This window comes from Streptococcus sp. HMSC073A12 (assembly GCF_001812815.1).
Lineage (GTDB): Bacteria > Bacillota > Bacilli > Lactobacillales > Streptococcaceae > Streptococcus > Streptococcus vaginalis.
This window is the reverse complement of record NZ_KV810527.1, coordinates 1-16,579: the sequence shown is the minus strand read 5'-3', so window position 1 is coordinate 16,579 and position 16,579 is coordinate 1. Positions and strand designations below refer to the sequence as shown.

Genomic DNA, 16,579 nt, shown 5'->3' with positions numbered 1-16,579 from the left:
ATACCATGACAGAAAAAATTCAATTATCAAAATCAGATCGTCAAAAAGTTTGGTGGCGTTCAACTTTCTTGCAAGGTTCTTGGAACTATGAACGGATGCAAAACTTAGGTTGGGCGTACGCACTTATCCCAGCTATCAAAAAACTTTACACTTCTAAAGAAGACCGTGCTGCGGCTCTTGAACGTCACTTGGAATTCTTTAATACTCACCCATACGTAGCTGCTCCTATCATTGGTGTGACACTTGCCCTTGAAGAAGAAAAGGCTAACGGTGCTGAAATTGACAACACTGCTATCCAAGGGGTTAAAATCGGTATGATGGGACCTCTTGCTGGTATCGGTGACCCAGTCTTCTGGTTTACCGTTCGTCCTATCCTCGGTGCTCTTGGTGCCTCACTTGCTATGGCAGGTAACGTGATGGGGCCAATCCTCTTCTTCGTACTTTGGAATCTTATCCGTATGGCCTTCTTGTGGTACACTCAAGAACTTGGCTACAAAGCTGGTTCTGAAATTACAAAAGACATGTCAGGTGGTATTCTTCAAGACATCACCAAAGGAGCTTCAATCCTCGGTATGTTCATCATCGCCGTTCTTGTTGAACGTTGGGTAAACATTGCATTTACAGTTTCACTCCCTTCTAAAACTTTGTCTAAAGGTGCGTACATTGAATTTCCTAAGGAAAACGTAACAGGTCAACAATTGCACGATATTCTTGGTCAAGTAAATAGTGGTCTTGGACTTGATAAAATGCAAGCACAAACACTCCAAGGACAACTGGATGCATTGATTCCTGGTCTGATGGGACTTCTTCTTACATTACTCTGCATGTGGTTGCTTAAGAAGAAAGTTTCTCCAATCACAATTATCATCGGTCTCTTCATCGTTGGTATTGTGGCACGCTTCTTCGGAATCATGTAAATAACAAAAAGAAGGTTTCGGCCTTCTTTTTTATTGACAATAAATGTGCTATAATAGGGAGGATAATAGATAAATGAGGATTGAACATGGCACAGTCACAAAATACAAAAATTGATTTTCAAACAACAGGAACTTCTTATCTGGGAATTGGAGGGAAAGTTGGTAAATTCTTAGTTGGAGATAAAGCGCTCGAATTTTATGCAGATGCCAATGTCGAAGACTATATTCAAATCCCTTGGGATACTATCCATCAAATCGGTGCCAATGTGTCTGGCAAACGAATTAGTCGTCATTTTGAAGTCTTTACCAATAAAGGAAAATTCCTTTTCGCTTCAAAAGATGCTGGAACTATTTTGAAACACGCTCGAAATCATATCGGTAATGAAAAAGTCGTTAAACTACCGACACTGATTCAAACAATTGGTCAATTTTTTAAAAATCTATTTGCAAAAAAATAAGAATTCTTGTATAATTATAGGAAACGGATAAGTAAATCTAGTATCTCTTTCAGAAAGTCTGCGGCAGCTGTGAGCAGATAGGGAGCTAGCTTGAAATTCTACCGTGATACTAATTTCATAAACAATCAAGTGCACTTATGTGAAGTTGGATGGAACCGTGGCTCTGCCACTCCAACACTTTCCATAGGTGCATTTTTATTTAAGGAGGTTCTGATGTTAGATATTAAACGCATTCGCACAGATTTTGATATCATCGCAAAAAAACTAGCTACTCGTGGCGTTGACGCTGCAACACTTGATAAAATGAAAGAGTTTGATAGCAAACGCCGTGAACTCTTGGTCAAGGTTGAAAATTTAAAAGCAGAGCGTAACACGGTTTCAGCAGAAATTGCCCAAGCGAAACGTAATAAAGACAATGCTGATGATAAAATTGCTGCCATGCAAAAATTATCTGCTGAAATTAAATCATTAGACGCAGAGTTAGCAGAAATTGACGCTATATTAACCGAGTTTACAACGACTTTGCCAAATATTCCTCACGATAGTGTGCCGGTAGGTGCTGACGAAGACGATAATGTAGAAGTTCGCCGTTGGGGGACGCCACGTGTGTTTGACTTTGATGTAAAAGCTCACTGGGATCTTGGTGAAAATCTTGATATTCTCGACTGGGAACGCGGGGCAAAAGTAACCGGCGCTCGCTTCCTCTTTTACAAAGGATTAGGAGCTCGTCTAGAACGCGCTATTTATAATTTCATGTTAGACGAGCATCAAAGAGAGGGCTACACAGAAGTCATTCCTCCTTACATGGTTAATCACGATTCTATGTTTGGTACTGGTCAATATCCAAAATTCAAAGAAGATACTTTTGAAGTGAGCGACACTAATTATGTTCTCATTCCAACTGCTGAAGTTCCTTTGACAAATTACTACCGAGGGGAAATTTTAGACGGGAAAGACTTGCCAATCTACTTCACAGCCATGAGTCCGTCTTTCCGTTCTGAAGCTGGTTCTGCCGGTCGTGACACCCGTGGTTTAATTCGTTTACATCAATTCCACAAAGTAGAAATGGTCAAATTTGCCAAACCAGAACATTCTTATGAAGAATTAGAAAAAATGACCGCTAATGCTGAAAATATCCTGCAAAAATTGAATCTTCCTTACCGTGTCGTTGCACTTTCTACAGGGGATATGGGCTTCTCTGCGGCGAAGACCTACGACTTGGAAGTCTGGATTCCAGCTCAAAACACCTATCGTGAAATTTCTAGCTGTTCCAATACCGAAGATTTCCAAGCTCGTCGCGCTCAAATCCGTTACCGTGACGAAGCAGACGGCAAGGTCAAACTCCTACATACTTTGAATGGATCTGGTCTTGCAGTTGGTCGTACCGTTGCAGCTATTCTTGAAAATTATCAAAATGAAGACGGCTCCGTCACTATTCCAGAAGTACTTCGTCCATACATGGGCGGTGTGAAAGTGATTGCTCCAAAATAACATAAAAACTCTGAGATTTTCAAATCATCTCAGAGTTTTCTTATCTCTTCATTTGATTGTTTCGCTTTTTAATCATTGCACTTCGAACCACACTTATCACAGTTGGGAGTAAGGTGACAATGACAATTCCCAAAATAATCGCTGAAAAATGAATTTTCACAAAGGGAATATTCCCAAAAAGATAGCCTGCCCCTGTCGCAATCAAAGACCAAGACAAAGCAGCAATAAAAGCTCGTTTCAGAAAAGACTGAACAGGGAATTGGCTAATACCTGCTACAAAAGGCACAAAGGTGCGAATAATAGGAATATAACGTCCTAAAATAATGGAAGTAGATCCATGTTTTCCAAAATACACTTCTGCTTCTTTGATATTTTCTTCTTTTATCAATTTACTGAAAAATTTATAATGTACAAAACGATAACCCAAGGTTCTGCCAATGAAGAAATTACAGGTATCGCCAACAAAAGCTCCCACAAAAAATAGAAGCATAAAAAGTAGAACATTAAAATTCATTGCTGGATTAGCTGATAGAGCGCCTGCAGCAAAAAGTAAGCTGTCTCCCGGCAAGAATGGAAATACTACCGCAGCTGTCTCAATAACAATCACCAGAAACAAAATCAAATACGTCCAGCCACCTACAGCATGAGCAATCTTATAAATGTGTGCGTCAATATGCAAGATAAAATCAATAATAAACATCTCTTCTCCTTTTGTCCATTCTCTATTATAGCAGAAAATATTATAGAAAAGCGTATTTTAAAAATAAAAAAACAGAAGTAAACGGTACAAGCCAATCCACTTCTGATTTTTATTAGTATTTTCGAAATCGTTGGTAACGTGCTTCTAAAAGTTGTTCAAGTGGTAGTTGAGACAAATTTGCTAATTCAGCGACTATTTCTTGTTTCACAGCATACAATAAATCCTGATTGCTAAGCCCTGCTTCTGGAATCACCTTGTCCACTACTCCCATATCAAGAAGCTCATGAGAAGTGATTTTCATGAGTTCTGCAGCTTCCATAGCACGACTGCCGTCTTTCCACAAGATAGAAGCAAAACCTTCGGGACTAAGCACCGCGTAAATTGAATTTTCTAGCATCCAGACCTTGTCTGCAACAGCTAAAGCTAGTGCTCCTCCAGATCCGCCTTCACCGATAATAATAGCGATAATCGGCATCTTTAAATCGCTCATCTCGAGCAAATTACGCGCAATAGCTTCTCCTTGACCGCGCTCTTCAGCCCCAACTCCCGGATAAGCACCGGCTGTATTGATAAACGTAACGACAGGACGACCAAATTTCTCTGCCTGCTTCATCAAGCGAAGTGCCTTTCGATAACCTTCTGGATGAGGTTGTCCAAAATTCCGTTGCAAATTATCCTGTAGATTGCGCCCTTTTTGAATCCCAACAACGGTGATGGGCTGACCATCTAAAGTTCCGATTCCACCTATAACCGCTCCGTCATCTTGAAAAGAACGATCGCCATGTAATTCAATAAAATTCTCGCAAATTCCTTGTGCAAAATCCAAAGCTGTCAATCGTGCCTGATCTCGTGCTTCTTTAATAATTCGGGTAATCTTTGTCATTGTTCACCTCCATGGAAAGCCAAGAGCATTGCAATGGTGGAGCGCAATTCCAAACGTTTGACAATAGCATCAACAAAACCATGTTCAAACAAAAATTCTGCCTTTTGGAAGTCATCTGGCAATTTTTCACGAACGGTTGTTTCAATTACTCGGCGACCTGCAAAGCCAACAAGCGCTTGTGTCTCAGCCAGAATGATGTCTCCTTCCATGGCAAAAGAAGCCGTCACCCCACCCGTGGTCGGGTCTGTTAAGATCGTCAAATAAAACAAACCAGCATTAGAATGGCGTTTCACTGCTGCGGATACTTTAGCCATTTGCATCAAACTCATAATGCCTTCTTGCATGCGAGCGCCACCAGAAGCTGTAAACAAAGTGACTGGCAACTGATGTTCTGTAGCATATTCAAAAAGACGAGTAATTTTTTCTCCAACGACTGTTCCCATAGAAGCCATGATAAAGTTGGAATCCATGATCCCCAGTGCAGTTTTTTGACCACCGATTGTCGCAATTCCTGTCAATACCGCTTCATCCAAACCTGTTTTTTCACGGACAGTCCTTAATTTTTCACGATATTTAGGAAACTTCAAGGGATCTGATGTTTCAATTCCTGTAAATAATTCCTCAAAACTATTGGCATCTACCGTTAAATTGAGGCGTTCAAAAGCTGAAATACGAAACGTATAGCCACATTGCGGGCAAATCCGTTCACTTCCCAAATCTTTTTGGTAAATGATATGCTTACATCCTGGACACTTTGAAAACAGTTCATCCGGAAACTCTGGTTTCACTTGAGGTTTCTCACGACTGGAACGGTTTGGATTGATCCGAATATACTTATCCTTTTTGGAAAACAAAGCCATGACTTATATCCTTTACTCCTCTACTTTTTCTTTTGATAAGCTGGTAAAAATTTCTCCATAAGAAAAGCTGTATCATAATCGCCAGCAATGACATGTGGGTCTGAAATCAAATCTAACTGAAAACCGCTATTTGTCACAACGCCGTCGATTTCTAATTCATAGAGCGCACGCTGCATTTTCATAAGTGCATCAAAACGATTTTCACCATGAACAATAATCTTGGCAATCATGCTGTCATAATACGGCGGAATCGTGTAGCCAGGATAAACTGCAGAATCCACACGCAACCCCACTCCCCCACTAGGTAGATAGAGATTGGAAATCTTTCCCGGACTTGGTGCAAAGTTAAATGCAGGATTTTCTGCATTGATTCGGCATTCAATCGCGTGACCTGTTATATGAATATCTTCTTGGTTAAAAGGCAGCTCTTGCCCCGCAGCAATTTTTATTTGCTCCTTGACAATATCCACTCCCGTTACAAATTCCGTTATCGGATGCTCCACTTGGACACGTGTATTCATTTCCATGAAATAAAATTCTCTTTTGTCTTCGTCAAATAAGAATTCAATCGTTCCAGCGTTTTCATATCCGACAGATTTTGCAGCTCGAACAGCTGCTTCCCCAATCTTCTGACGAAGCGTTTTGCCAATCGCAACCGACGGACTTTCTTCCAGCACTTTTTGATTATTTCTTTGAAGTGAACAATCGCGCTCGCCTAAGTGGACAACATGACCATGTTGGTCAGCCAAAATTTGGACTTCAATATGCCGAGCCGGATAAATAACCCGCTCCATATACATGGCGCCATTTCCGAAAGCCGCTTTGGCTTCTCTGGAAGCCGATTCAAAGGCGGCCACTAAATCTTCCACCTTTTCGACTTTCCGAATGCCTTTGCCACCACCGCCAGCAGAAGCTTTCAGCATGACTGGATAACCGATTTTTTCTGCAACCGCAAGTGCTTCGTCTGAAGTATGAACTTCGCCGCTAGAACCTGGAATTACAGGCACATTAGCCTTAATCATCTGAGCACGCGCATTGATTTTATCACCCATTAAATCCATTACCGCTCCCGAAGGACCAATAAATTTAATGCCAACTTCCTCGCACATGGTCGCAAACTTAGAATTTTCACTCAAAAAGCCAAAACCCGGATGAATTGCTTCAGAGCCTGTTAAAACAGCTGCTGACAATACTGCATTCATATTGAGGTAGGATTCTGTCGACTTTGCCGGACCTATACAAACCGCTTCATCCGCCAGTAAAGTATGGAGAGCTTCTTTGTCAGCAGTAGAATAGACTGCTACTGTCGCAATCCCTAACTCTCTAGCTGCACGAATAATTCTGACCGCAATTTCCCCACGGTTGGCAATTAAAATCTTACGAAACATGGTGAAATCTCCTTTTCTTACTGTCCGAGGGCAAAAGTCAAAGTACCACTCGCTGCCAACTTCCTATCAACTTCTGCTTTCGCTTCCACAACCGCAATGGTGCCACGACGCTTCACAAACTTCGCTGTCATGATGAGCTGATCACCAGGAACAACTTGTTTTTTAAATTTCACCTTGTCCATTCCAGCATAAAAGACCAATTTCCCTTTATTTTCTTCTTTGGATAATTCCAAAACACCGGCTGTTTGAGCCAAAGCCTCCATAATGAGAACTCCCGGCATGACAGGATATTCAGGGAAATGTCCGTTGAAAAAAGGCTCATTGATTGTAACATTTTTAAGTGCTACAATCTCATCTTCTTTCACTTCCAACACACGATCAACCAACAGCATAGGGTAACGATGTGGAAGAGCTTCTTTTATCGCATTGATATCAATCATTTAATCCGCACCAAACCTTTCCCAAATTCGACCATTTCTTCATTTTGGACAAGGATTTCCGTCACAATACCGTCCTTAGGTGACGGAACTTCATTCATCACTTTCATGGCCTCAATAATCATCAAGGTTTGCCCTTTCTTCACTTGGTCGCCAACGGAAACAAAAGAAGGTTTATCAGGACCTGAAGCAAGATAAGCAACTCCAACCAATGGACTTTCTACTACATCGCCTTCAGCTGTTAGCACTTCTGGACTAACCGTTTCCTCCACAATTGGAGGAACAGTTGGCTGGGTAACTTCGACTTGTGAAACAAGATTGGTGTTCACTATTGAATCCTCTGCAGAAGGAGCAATTGATTCAACTGTTCTTTCATTTTTACTGAAGGTTAATTCATCACTTTGATTTTTATAAGAAAATTCACGCAGACTTGATTGGTCAAATTGAGCCATCAAATCTTTGATTTCATTGATATTCATTTAAGCCTCCCAGCGCTTGAATGCAAGTACAGCATTGCGCCCACCAAAGCCAAAGGTATTTGAAATCGCATATGGAATATCATGTTCTTGCCCTTGACCATAGATGACATTCGCCTCGATATCATCTGAAAGTTCTTGCGTTCCTGCAGTCATCGGTACAAAGTTATGACGCATTGCCTCAATCGTTGCAATAGCTTCTACTGCACCAGCTGCACCAAGAAGGTGACCTGTGAAAGATTTCGTAGAAGAAACCGGTACTTCTTTCCCAAGAACATTAACAATCGCTTGACTTTCACCTTTTTCATTGGCTTGTGTAGAAGTTCCATGAGCATTCACATAGGCAATATCTGAAGGTTGTAATCCTGCTTCTTCAATGGCTAGTTTTATAGCTTTAGCAGCCCCTGTACCAGCTGGTGATGGTGTTGTCATGTGATAAGCGTCACAAGTATTTCCATACCCCACAATTTCTGCTAAAATCGTTGCCCCACGTTTTTCAGCATGTTCTAGACTTTCAATTACCAAAACACCTGCCCCTTCTCCCATTACAAATCCATTCCGATCTTTATCAAATGGAATAGACGAACGTTTTGGATCTTCATTTGTAGAAAGAGCTGTAAGAGCTGCAAAACCTCCGATGCCAATTTCGTTGATAGAGCATTCAGAACCACCTGCTAAAACAACATCTTGAAAACCAAATTTGATTTCACGGAATGCTTCTCCAATAGCATCATTAGAAGACGCACAAGCAGTTGTAATAGATTTACATACCCCATTAGCTCCCACACGAATAGCGATATTTCCGGCTCCCATATTTGAAAGTGCTTTAGGAATGAAGAGCGGTTGGATACGATTGGCTCCTCTTTCATGCATTCGGATAATTTGATCTTGCAATTCTTTTAAGCCACCAATCCCACTAGATACAATGACACCAAACCGATCATGGTCAACTGTCTCGGCATCTAGATGAGCATTTTCTAACGCTTCTAAAGCTGCATGAATGGCATAAATAGAATACATATCCATACGATTTTTGTCTTTTTTAACAAAATGTTTTTCTAGCGGGAAATCTTTAATTTCTGCTGCATTATGTACACCAATCACACTAGGATCAAAATTCGTAATTGGACCAATACCAATCTTCCCTTCTTTTAGACTATCCCAAAACTCTTCGGGTGTGTTTCCAATAGGTGAAGTTACTCCATATCCTGTTACAACAACTCGATTTAGTTTCATTTCAAACTCCTTTATTAAGAAAATATATCACATGCTTAAAACTCGTACGTTTTAGTCATCTTCTACCTCATGGTTAACCCGCCATCAATGGCAATGACTTGCCCAGTTAAATACTCTTGACGAGCTAGAAAGGCTGCCACTTCTGCCACTTCGCTGGTATTTCCAAAACGTTTCATTGGAATTTGTGCTAACGTAGCTTCTTTCACTTTATCAGACAAAACATCAGTCATATCTGACTCAATCATACCTGGCGCAATAGCATTCACTCGTACATTGCGGGCTGCTACTTCACGCGCTACAGACTTAGTAAATCCAATCAGTCCAGCCTTAGAAGCTGCATAATTTGCTTGACCGACATTACCAATCAAACCAACCACACTTGATACATTGATAACAGCACCTTGACGAGCTTTCGACATTGGCTTCAAAACCGCTTGAGTCATATTAAAAGCACCAACAAGATTCACTTTCAAGACCTGTTCAAAATCTTCCTCTGTCAGTTTTAGCATGAGTTTATCTTTTGTAATCCCTGCATTATTGACCAGAATATCCACGCTTCCAAGTTTTTCGATAGCCTCTTCTACCATCCGCTTGGCATCCGTGCTATCTGACACATCACCAGAAATCGGAATCACTTGTGCCCCATAATCTGAAAATTCAGAGACGAGTACCTCATCAATCTCACGGCGACCGTTTAAAACAATGTTGGCACCTAGACTCGCAAACTTATGTGCCATTGCAAAACCAATTCCACGTGTTGAACCAGTTATAAAAATATTTTTACCTTTCAGTTCCATACCTATTCCTTATTTTCTAGAAGAGTAGATAAACTTCTAACATCTTCAACGTGAGCAACCTTTGCTGATTTATCATTTTTTTTAATAAAACCAGACAGAACCTTACCTGGACCAATTTCAATAAAATCAGTTACACCTGATTTTTTCATTGTTGCGATACTATCATAAAAACGAACCGGTTCCATTACCTGACGAGTTAATAGCTCTTTTATCCGTTCTTTTTCCATGACAGCTGCTTCTGTATTTCCTACCAAAGGGAGTTTAAAATCAGTAAATTCGACTGTTGCTAAAACTTTTGACAATTTATCACTTGCAGGTTTTAGCAAAGCTGTATGAAATGGACCAGAGACATTCAAAGGGATGAGACGCTTAACACCAGCTTCTTTTAACAATTCTACTGCTTTGTCAACTGCTTCAACTTCACCACCAATAACAATCTGACTAGGCGTATTGTAATTTGCTGGTGATACAATTCCCAGCTGACAAGCTGCTTGACAAGCTGCTTCAATAGTTGCCACATCTGCGTTTAGTACAGCAACCATTTTACCAGAGCCAGCAGGAGCTGCTTCTTCCATAAAAGCACCACGTTTCGCAACCAAAGCAACCGCTGTTTTAAAATCCAAAGCACCTGCTGCTACCATGGCAGAGTATTCCCCAAGAGAAAGGCCTGCTACCATATCAGCTTGCATTCCTTTTTCTTGCAATAATCGGTAAATAGAAACCGAAGTGGTTAAAATTGCTGGCTGAGTATGGCGTGTCTGGTTGAGCTTTTCTTCCTCATTATCTATCAGATATCGTAGATCATAGCCCAATACTTGACTTGCTTCATCATAGGTTGCCCTCACTACATCAAACTGATCGTAAAGGTCACGAGCCATTCCCAGATACTGAGCACCCTGACCTGCAAATAGAAAGGCTGTTTTAGTCATTTCTAGTTACTCCTGCCCAACGGCTAGCTTCTTTTTGGATTACCTCTGCTGCACCGTAGTAAATATCTTTTAAAATTTCTTCAACTGTTTCTTCTTTGCTGACAAGCCCCGCAATTTGTCCTGACATGACAGAACCATGTTCAACATCACCGCGAACAACTGCATTTGCAAGAGCGCCAGCTCCTAAATTCTCAAAAACAGTTAAATCAGGATTTTCTTGCTTAAAAGCATCCTTTTCTGCTTGATCAAATTCTCTAGTTAGTTTATTTTTCAAAGCTCGTACTGCATGACCAAAATGTTGAGCAGAAATAGTTGTATCAATATCCCGAGCTTTCAAAATCATATTTTTATAATTTTGGTGCGCATTTGACTCTTTTGCAACGACGAAACGTGTTCCCACTTGAACAGCCTCTGAACCAAGCATAAAGCCTGCAGCTGCACCGCGACCATCGGCAATCCCTCCTGCTGCAATTACAGGAATATCAACTGCTTCAACTACCTGACGAACCAAAGTCATGGTGGTTAATTTTCCAATATGCCCACCTGCTTCCATTCCTTCAGCAATGACTGCATCTGCACCAATTTTTTCCATTCGCTTAGCCAATGCTACACTTGGAACTACTGGAATGACTGTAATACCTGCGTCGTGGAAACGAGTCATATATTTACTTGGATTTCCTGCACCAGTTGTCACAACCTTGACACCTTCTTCAATCACTAAGTCAACAATATCTTCCACAAACGGTGACAACAGCATGATATTCACGCCAAAAGGTTTGTCTGTCAATGACTTAATTTTATCAATATTAGCTTTGACAACTTCTTTTGGTGCATTACCACCACCGATAATGCCAAGACCTCCCGCTTTAGAAACTGCACCAGCCAAGTCACCATCAGCAACCCAGGCCATCCCACCCTGGAAAATAGGATATTTAATATTTAACAATTCTGTAACACGTGTTTGCATAATACCTTCCTTTATATTGCTTAAGTAATGGCTCAATCCTTTCAGTTCAAGCACTTGTATACTTTGAAAATCAAACTATTACCTAAACAAGAGGGAGTGAAACATGCCATCCAACCATAGATTTTATTGTTCCACCCCAGCAAAATCAACTGTCTCTTGCTCTTTTCTCAAAAGAAAATCGGTTATACAGTCAACTTTACTGCCTACCTCAATACCTTTTTCAAAAGAGGGCGAGAATCTTATCTCAGCCCCGTTTCATCTTTTTATTTTGTTTTTTCTTCAACGTAGGCAACTAAGTCACCAACTGTGTTCAATCCTTCTTCGGTTTCGATTTGAATATCGAATGCATCTTCAATTTCTGAGATAACTTGGAACAAATCCAATGAATCTGCGTCAAGATCATCAAAAGTTGACTCAAGAGTAACTTCTGAAGGTTCTTTACCAAGTTCTTCCACAATAATTTCTTGTACTTTTTCAAATACTGCCATGATAGACTCCTTTAAAAATAAATATTTATATTCATGTGTTTACCACATAATAACTAAATTGTAACAATAAGTGTGCCCCATGTCAAACCTCCACCGAATCCTGACAACAAAACTGTTTGACTGCCATCAAGGTGAATGAGTCCTTTTTCAACACACTCAGATAAAAGAATTGGAATGCTCGCTGCACTCGTATTCCCATATTCCATCATATTTTCAGGAAGTTTTTCCCTTGCTACACCAATCTTTTTCGCCATTTTATCTAAAATACGAATATTGGCTTGATGTAATAATAAATAGTCAATATCCTCTACTTGAATATCACTGGATTCAATTGTATTTTTTATAGATTTTGCCACATCTCGAATAGCAAAATCAAAAATTTTACGACCATCCATCGTCAAATATGGTGCCGCTTCTTCCTTTTCAGAATAAGGTGAAGATAAACCAAACTTACCACAAGTCAAGCTTTCCCCACGCGAACCGTCTGTATATTGACTTTCAGCTAAAAAATGCTGCTGCTCTGAGCTCTCTAGCAAAACACCACCAGCACCATCACCGAAAAGAACCGCAGTTGAACGATCAGACCAGTCAAGGACTTTTGATAAGGTTTCACTTCCTATAACAAAACCCTTCTGGTAACGACCTGAAGAAATCAACTTTTCAGCTGTTGATAAAGCAAAGATAAATCCACTACAAGCCGCTGTTAAATCAAAGGCAAAAGCATGATTTGCACCAATATTCGCCTGAACTCGTGCAGCCGTTGAAGGCATCATAGAGTCTGGGGTAATAGTTGCCACAATGATAAAGTCTAGCTCATCTGCATGGATATTCGCCTTTTTCAACAATTGTTCTGCCACCTTGGTAGCCAAAACACTCGTTGATTCTATTTGTGATAAATGACGACGCTCTATTCCTGTTCGACTTGAAATCCATTCATCGCTCGTATCCATTATTTTTGCCAAATCATCATTTGTAACTACCTGACTTGGAGCATAATGAGCAACTTGACTAATTTTAGCATAGTTCATTATTTCAAATCCTCTAAAAAATGATACAGATTAGTCAGACCTTTTCCCATGACCTTCATCTCTTCAGCATCCATTCCTTCAATGATTCTTTCAACCATTCTCTTGTGAAATCTTCTGTGCAAGCGATAAATCAGGCGACCATTTTTTGTCAAATTCAGATGAACGACACGACGATCAACTTCTGAACGTGTCCGTTCAATATAGCCTTTTCTTTCAAGGTTATTTAAACTAGTTGTTACGGTACCTAATGTCACCATCAATTCCTTTGCTACGCTACTAGGAGTCGCATTGGGATTTTTCCCAACAACATCAATCGTGTGCATTTCTTTGATAGAGATATCTTTGAAGCGACTGCCTCTCAAACTAGATTCTTCAATAACCAATACATTATTGAAAATAGATGTTAAATAATCATTGACCAATTGGTAATCCAAAAATCTATCCTCCTCTAACAAAAAAACTTTCACCATCAAAACATTTGACTAGAAAAGTATATCAAATATCAAATTAAATTGCAACTACTTTTTTACTTCCCAGAAAATTTTGGTCGACGCTTCTCAGCATAAGCTCGCACCCCTTCTTTGAAATCTTCTGTGAAAGCCAATGTCTTTTGCAACTGTAGTTCGAGTTTTGCATACTCATCCCAACCAGTAAACAAACTCTTCCATACCAATTCTTTAATAGCACGATAAGAATTAAGTGAATGACGTTTCAACTTCTTAATCACTTGATTCGTTGTAGTTTCTAACTTTTCAACTTCACAAACTTTATACAAAAGACCATAATTTAAAGCTTTTTCTGCGTTTAACGGTTCACCTGTCATTGCTAATTGAGTTGCTCTCGTCACACCAATCGCTCTAGCAAGTAAATATAGACCACCCGCATCAGGAGCAAGACCTACCCCCACAAAAGCTTGAATAAAACGAGAACGCTCCGTTGCAATACAGAAATCTGCAGCTACCACCATGTTAGCTGCCGCACCAGCAACTGGTCCATCTACACTCATAATGACCGGCTTAGATAGTTGTTTCATTGAGTAAGAAATTTCATTGACTAATTCAGCAATTTTGACCAAAGACTGAATATCATCTGCCTCCACCGCTCGTTGCATTTCTGCCAAATCACCGCCAACAGAAAATACTTTCCCATTTGCATTGATGAACAAAATTTGGATTTCTTCATCTTCAGAAGCCATTTTTATCGCTCTTAAAATTTCTTCACACATGGGAACATTAAACCCATTGGAAACCTCTGGGCGATTCAAAGTCAATGTTGCAACACCGTCATTAACGTTATATAAAATATTTTCAAATTGCATTTAATCGCCTCCGACAATTATTTTCTTTGTCAATTAAATTATTTGAATATCAAATAATATGGTTACATTCTAACATAAAATATTTGCTTTAGCAAGTAAGCACAAGTAAATTTGAAAAGATTTCAGAATTTTGCTATAATTTAAACAATCAGCCTATAGGAGAATTTATGAAAGTTGTTAAATTTGGAGGAAGTTCACTTGCCTCTGCTGGTCAATTAGAAAAAGTATTACAGATTATAAAAGCTGATCCTGAACGTCGATTCGTGATTGTCTCTGCGCCTGGGAAGCGATGCACTCAGGATACAAAGGTAACAGATGCCCTCATTAAATATTATAGAGACTATGTTGCTGGTAATGACGTAACAAAGCACCAACAATGGATTATTCAGCGTTATCGAGATATGGCGTTAGAACTGCAACTCAAACCAAATATTCTAGAGAGAATTTCAAAAAGTTTCCAAAAGCTCGCAAGCCTTCCTATCGAAAATAATAAGTTCTTGTACGATACTTTTCTTGCTGCAGGTGAAAATAACAATGCGAAACTCATTGCGGCTTATTTTAGACAAAATGGCGTAGATGCTCGTTATGTTCACCCTAGAGAAGCAGGACTCATTGTATCCAGCGAACCAGGAAATGCTCGACTTCTCCCTTCCAGTTATGATAAAATCGAAGAATTAAATGAAGCTGACGAAGTATTGATTATACCAGGGTTCTTTGGAGTAACAAAAGATGACCAGATTTGCACCTTTTCACGTGGTGGGTCTGATATTACTGGCTCCATTATTGCTGCCGGTGTAAAAGCTGATCTTTATGAAAATTTTACAGATGTTGATGGTATTTTTGCAGCACACCCTGGCATTATCCACATGCCACACTCCATTCCAGAATTAACTTATCGCGAAATGCGCGAATTAGCTTATGCAGGTTTTACTGTATTACATGACGAAGCACTCATTCCAGCTTACCGTGGGAAAATTCCACTCGTTATTAAAAATACAAATAACCCTACTCATCCTGGTACAAAAATTGTTTTAAAGCACAGCAACAGGGACTTCACTGTAGTAGGTATTGCTGCGGATGCCCATTTCACCAGTATTAACATGTCTAAATACCTCATGAACCGTGAAATCGGTTTTGGTAGAAAAGTTCTGCAAATATTGGAAGATCTAAATATCCGCTGGGAGCACATGCCTACCGGTATCGATGACTTATCTATTATTCTTCGGGATCGTGAGTTAACCCCCATTAAAGAGGAAGAAATTCTTCGTCAATTAAGACAAAAATTAGAAGTTGACCACGCAGAAATCGAACATGATCTCTCAATCATTATGATTGTCGGTGAAAAAATGAAAAGTCACATCGGTTTGACTGCTACCGCAACTAAAGCACTGTCAGATAATCACATTAATATCCAAATGATTTCCCAAGGATCTAGTGAAGTTTCTATCATGATTGTTATCAATTCCAAACAAGAAAAAGAAGCTATAAAAGCACTGTACAAAGCTTTTTTTGAATAAAAATTGAGAGTCTAGGTAAAAATTCATAAAAATAGTCAAAAAGCTTAAAATCAACCTTTTAATTAACTTGATTTTAAGCTTTTTTCGCTATAAGCGATTATTACACTTTGACCATGAATTGGGTTTTTGCTCAGCCACTTGCATTATATTAACCCCAAAATCTTGATGTAGTAGCTGATGATAAAAGCAACAGCATAGCGTAGGTAGGAGTACGAACTAAAAATTTTCAAATTTTGATTGATTGCTATGCGTAATCTCCCCAGAGTGTATTATTTATAGGTGAACTCGTCAGGCATCTCACCTGGAAATCTATTACAAAATATAATCATCCATGAGCAGTCTAAAAACCAAACAATCTTAATTTGATTGAGATAATACAATCCTCTCGATAAATGAAACAGTGTAACTCATTCTCTAAAAATGAAAATTTTAAAAAAATACATTCTCATTGTTTTGAACATAAAAAAAGAGAATGAACTTCGTCCTCTGCTTTTCATCAACCAAGAGCCTGAATTAGTGTTATAAATAATAATTTTAACCCGAGATTCTGCATTCTATTTTAAAAATAGCAAAAAAGAAACCCGATTATATCAAGGTTTCTAATCATGTATCAACTCCGGCAGTAGGACTCGAACCTACGACATCATGATTAACAGTCATGCGCTACTACCAACTGAGCTATGCCGGAT

At 39.5% G+C, this 16,579-nt stretch carries 18 protein-coding genes and 1 tRNA gene; 4 read left to right on the top strand and 15 right to left on the bottom strand.

Annotated features, from left to right (window positions below):
* Nucleotides 1-5 precede the first annotated feature (5 nt).
* The 3 genes from HMPREF2876_RS00840 (at nt 6) to serS (ending at nt 2,866) form a co-directional block, all read left to right on the top strand.
* The gene (locus tag HMPREF2876_RS00840) at nt 6-917 is read left to right on the top strand and encodes a PTS system mannose/fructose/sorbose family transporter subunit IID (protein WP_024052184.1); all 912 of its coding nucleotides are present in this window, start codon (nt 6-8) and stop codon (nt 915-917) included.
* 86 nt (nt 918-1,003) lie between these two features.
* Complete coding sequence (locus HMPREF2876_RS00835; protein WP_003025992.1) at nt 1,004-1,375, top strand: DUF956 family protein; 372 nt, start codon at nt 1,004-1,006, stop codon at nt 1,373-1,375.
* A 213-nt stretch (nt 1,376-1,588) separates the two neighbouring features.
* On the top strand, nt 1,589-2,866 hold the full coding sequence (gene serS, locus HMPREF2876_RS00830; RefSeq protein WP_024052185.1) for a serine--tRNA ligase: 1,278 nt from the start codon (nt 1,589-1,591) through the stop codon (nt 2,864-2,866).
* Between the two features lie 40 nt (nt 2,867-2,906).
* Here serS and HMPREF2876_RS00825 read toward each other — a convergent pair whose 3' ends face one another.
* The 14 genes from HMPREF2876_RS00825 to HMPREF2876_RS00760 all read right to left on the bottom strand — a co-directional run bounded on the left by HMPREF2876_RS00825 (nt 2,907) and on the right by HMPREF2876_RS00760 (nt 14,373).
* Entirely contained in the window at nt 2,907-3,566 is a 660-nt protein-coding gene (locus tag HMPREF2876_RS00825) for a VTT domain-containing protein (protein WP_024052186.1), read from the bottom strand.
* A gap of 112 nt (nt 3,567-3,678) precedes the next feature.
* A complete protein-coding gene (locus HMPREF2876_RS00820; RefSeq protein WP_024052187.1) occupies nt 3,679-4,449 on the bottom strand; it encodes an acetyl-CoA carboxylase carboxyl transferase subunit alpha in 771 nt (256 codons plus the stop codon).
* Entirely contained in the window at nt 4,446-5,309 is an 864-nt protein-coding gene (gene accD / locus HMPREF2876_RS00815) for an acetyl-CoA carboxylase, carboxyltransferase subunit beta (RefSeq protein WP_024052188.1), read from the bottom strand. The genes HMPREF2876_RS00820 and accD overlap by 4 nt, the downstream gene beginning before the upstream one ends.
* A 20-nt stretch (nt 5,310-5,329) precedes the next feature.
* Nucleotides 5,330-6,697, bottom strand: coding sequence for an acetyl-CoA carboxylase biotin carboxylase subunit (locus tag HMPREF2876_RS00810; RefSeq protein ID WP_024052189.1), 1,368 nt, complete (start codon nt 6,695-6,697; stop codon nt 5,330-5,332).
* Nucleotides 6,698-6,714: 17 nt separating this feature from the next.
* On the bottom strand, nt 6,715-7,137 hold the full coding sequence (gene fabZ, locus HMPREF2876_RS00805) for a 3-hydroxyacyl-ACP dehydratase FabZ (RefSeq protein ID WP_070241535.1): 423 nt from the start codon (nt 7,135-7,137) through the stop codon (nt 6,715-6,717).
* Complete coding sequence (accB, locus tag HMPREF2876_RS00800) at nt 7,134-7,613, bottom strand: acetyl-CoA carboxylase biotin carboxyl carrier protein (RefSeq protein ID WP_024052191.1); 480 nt, start codon at nt 7,611-7,613, stop codon at nt 7,134-7,136. Before accB ends, fabZ begins: the two co-directional genes overlap by 4 nt.
* The gene (fabF, locus tag HMPREF2876_RS00795; RefSeq protein WP_070583945.1) at nt 7,614-8,846 is read right to left on the bottom strand and encodes a beta-ketoacyl-ACP synthase II; all 1,233 of its coding nucleotides are present in this window, start codon (nt 8,844-8,846) and stop codon (nt 7,614-7,616) included.
* Between the two features lie 62 nt (nt 8,847-8,908).
* Complete coding sequence (gene fabG / locus HMPREF2876_RS00790) at nt 8,909-9,643, bottom strand: 3-oxoacyl-[acyl-carrier-protein] reductase (protein WP_024052193.1); 735 nt, start codon at nt 9,641-9,643, stop codon at nt 8,909-8,911.
* 2 nt (nt 9,644-9,645) lie between these two features.
* Nucleotides 9,646-10,572, bottom strand: a complete 927-nt coding sequence (gene fabD / locus HMPREF2876_RS00785; RefSeq protein WP_070583943.1) for an ACP S-malonyltransferase — start codon at nt 10,570-10,572, stop codon at nt 9,646-9,648.
* Entirely contained in the window at nt 10,565-11,539 is a 975-nt protein-coding gene (gene fabK, locus HMPREF2876_RS00780; protein ID WP_024052195.1) for an enoyl-[acyl-carrier-protein] reductase FabK, read from the bottom strand. The genes fabD and fabK overlap by 8 nt, the downstream gene beginning before the upstream one ends.
* Before the next feature lie 263 nt (nt 11,540-11,802).
* Nucleotides 11,803-12,027 (bottom strand): acyl carrier protein, encoded by a 225-nt coding sequence (locus HMPREF2876_RS00775; RefSeq protein ID WP_003026017.1) that lies wholly within the window; start codon nt 12,025-12,027, stop codon nt 11,803-11,805.
* A gap of 53 nt (nt 12,028-12,080) precedes the next feature.
* A complete protein-coding gene (locus HMPREF2876_RS00770) occupies nt 12,081-13,055 on the bottom strand; it encodes a beta-ketoacyl-ACP synthase III (RefSeq protein WP_024052196.1) in 975 nt (324 codons plus the stop codon).
* A complete protein-coding gene (locus HMPREF2876_RS00765) occupies nt 13,055-13,489 on the bottom strand; it encodes a fatty acid biosynthesis transcriptional regulator FabT (protein WP_022527109.1) in 435 nt (144 codons plus the stop codon). Before HMPREF2876_RS00765 ends, HMPREF2876_RS00770 begins: the two co-directional genes overlap by 1 nt.
* 92 nt (nt 13,490-13,581) lie before the next feature.
* Nucleotides 13,582-14,373, bottom strand: coding sequence for an enoyl-CoA hydratase (locus HMPREF2876_RS00760; RefSeq protein ID WP_070241532.1), 792 nt, complete (start codon nt 14,371-14,373; stop codon nt 13,582-13,584).
* A gap of 167 nt (nt 14,374-14,540) precedes the next feature.
* Here HMPREF2876_RS00760 and HMPREF2876_RS00755 point away from each other — a divergent pair, with 167 nt between their 5' ends.
* On the top strand, nt 14,541-15,890 hold the full coding sequence (locus tag HMPREF2876_RS00755) for an aspartate kinase (protein ID WP_070583940.1): 1,350 nt from the start codon (nt 14,541-14,543) through the stop codon (nt 15,888-15,890).
* A 614-nt stretch (nt 15,891-16,504) separates the two neighbouring features.
* Here HMPREF2876_RS00755 and HMPREF2876_RS00750 read toward each other — a convergent pair.
* Nucleotides 16,505-16,578: transfer RNA gene (locus tag HMPREF2876_RS00750), tRNA-Asn, on the bottom strand.
* Between the last annotated feature and the right edge of the window lies 1 nt (nt 16,579).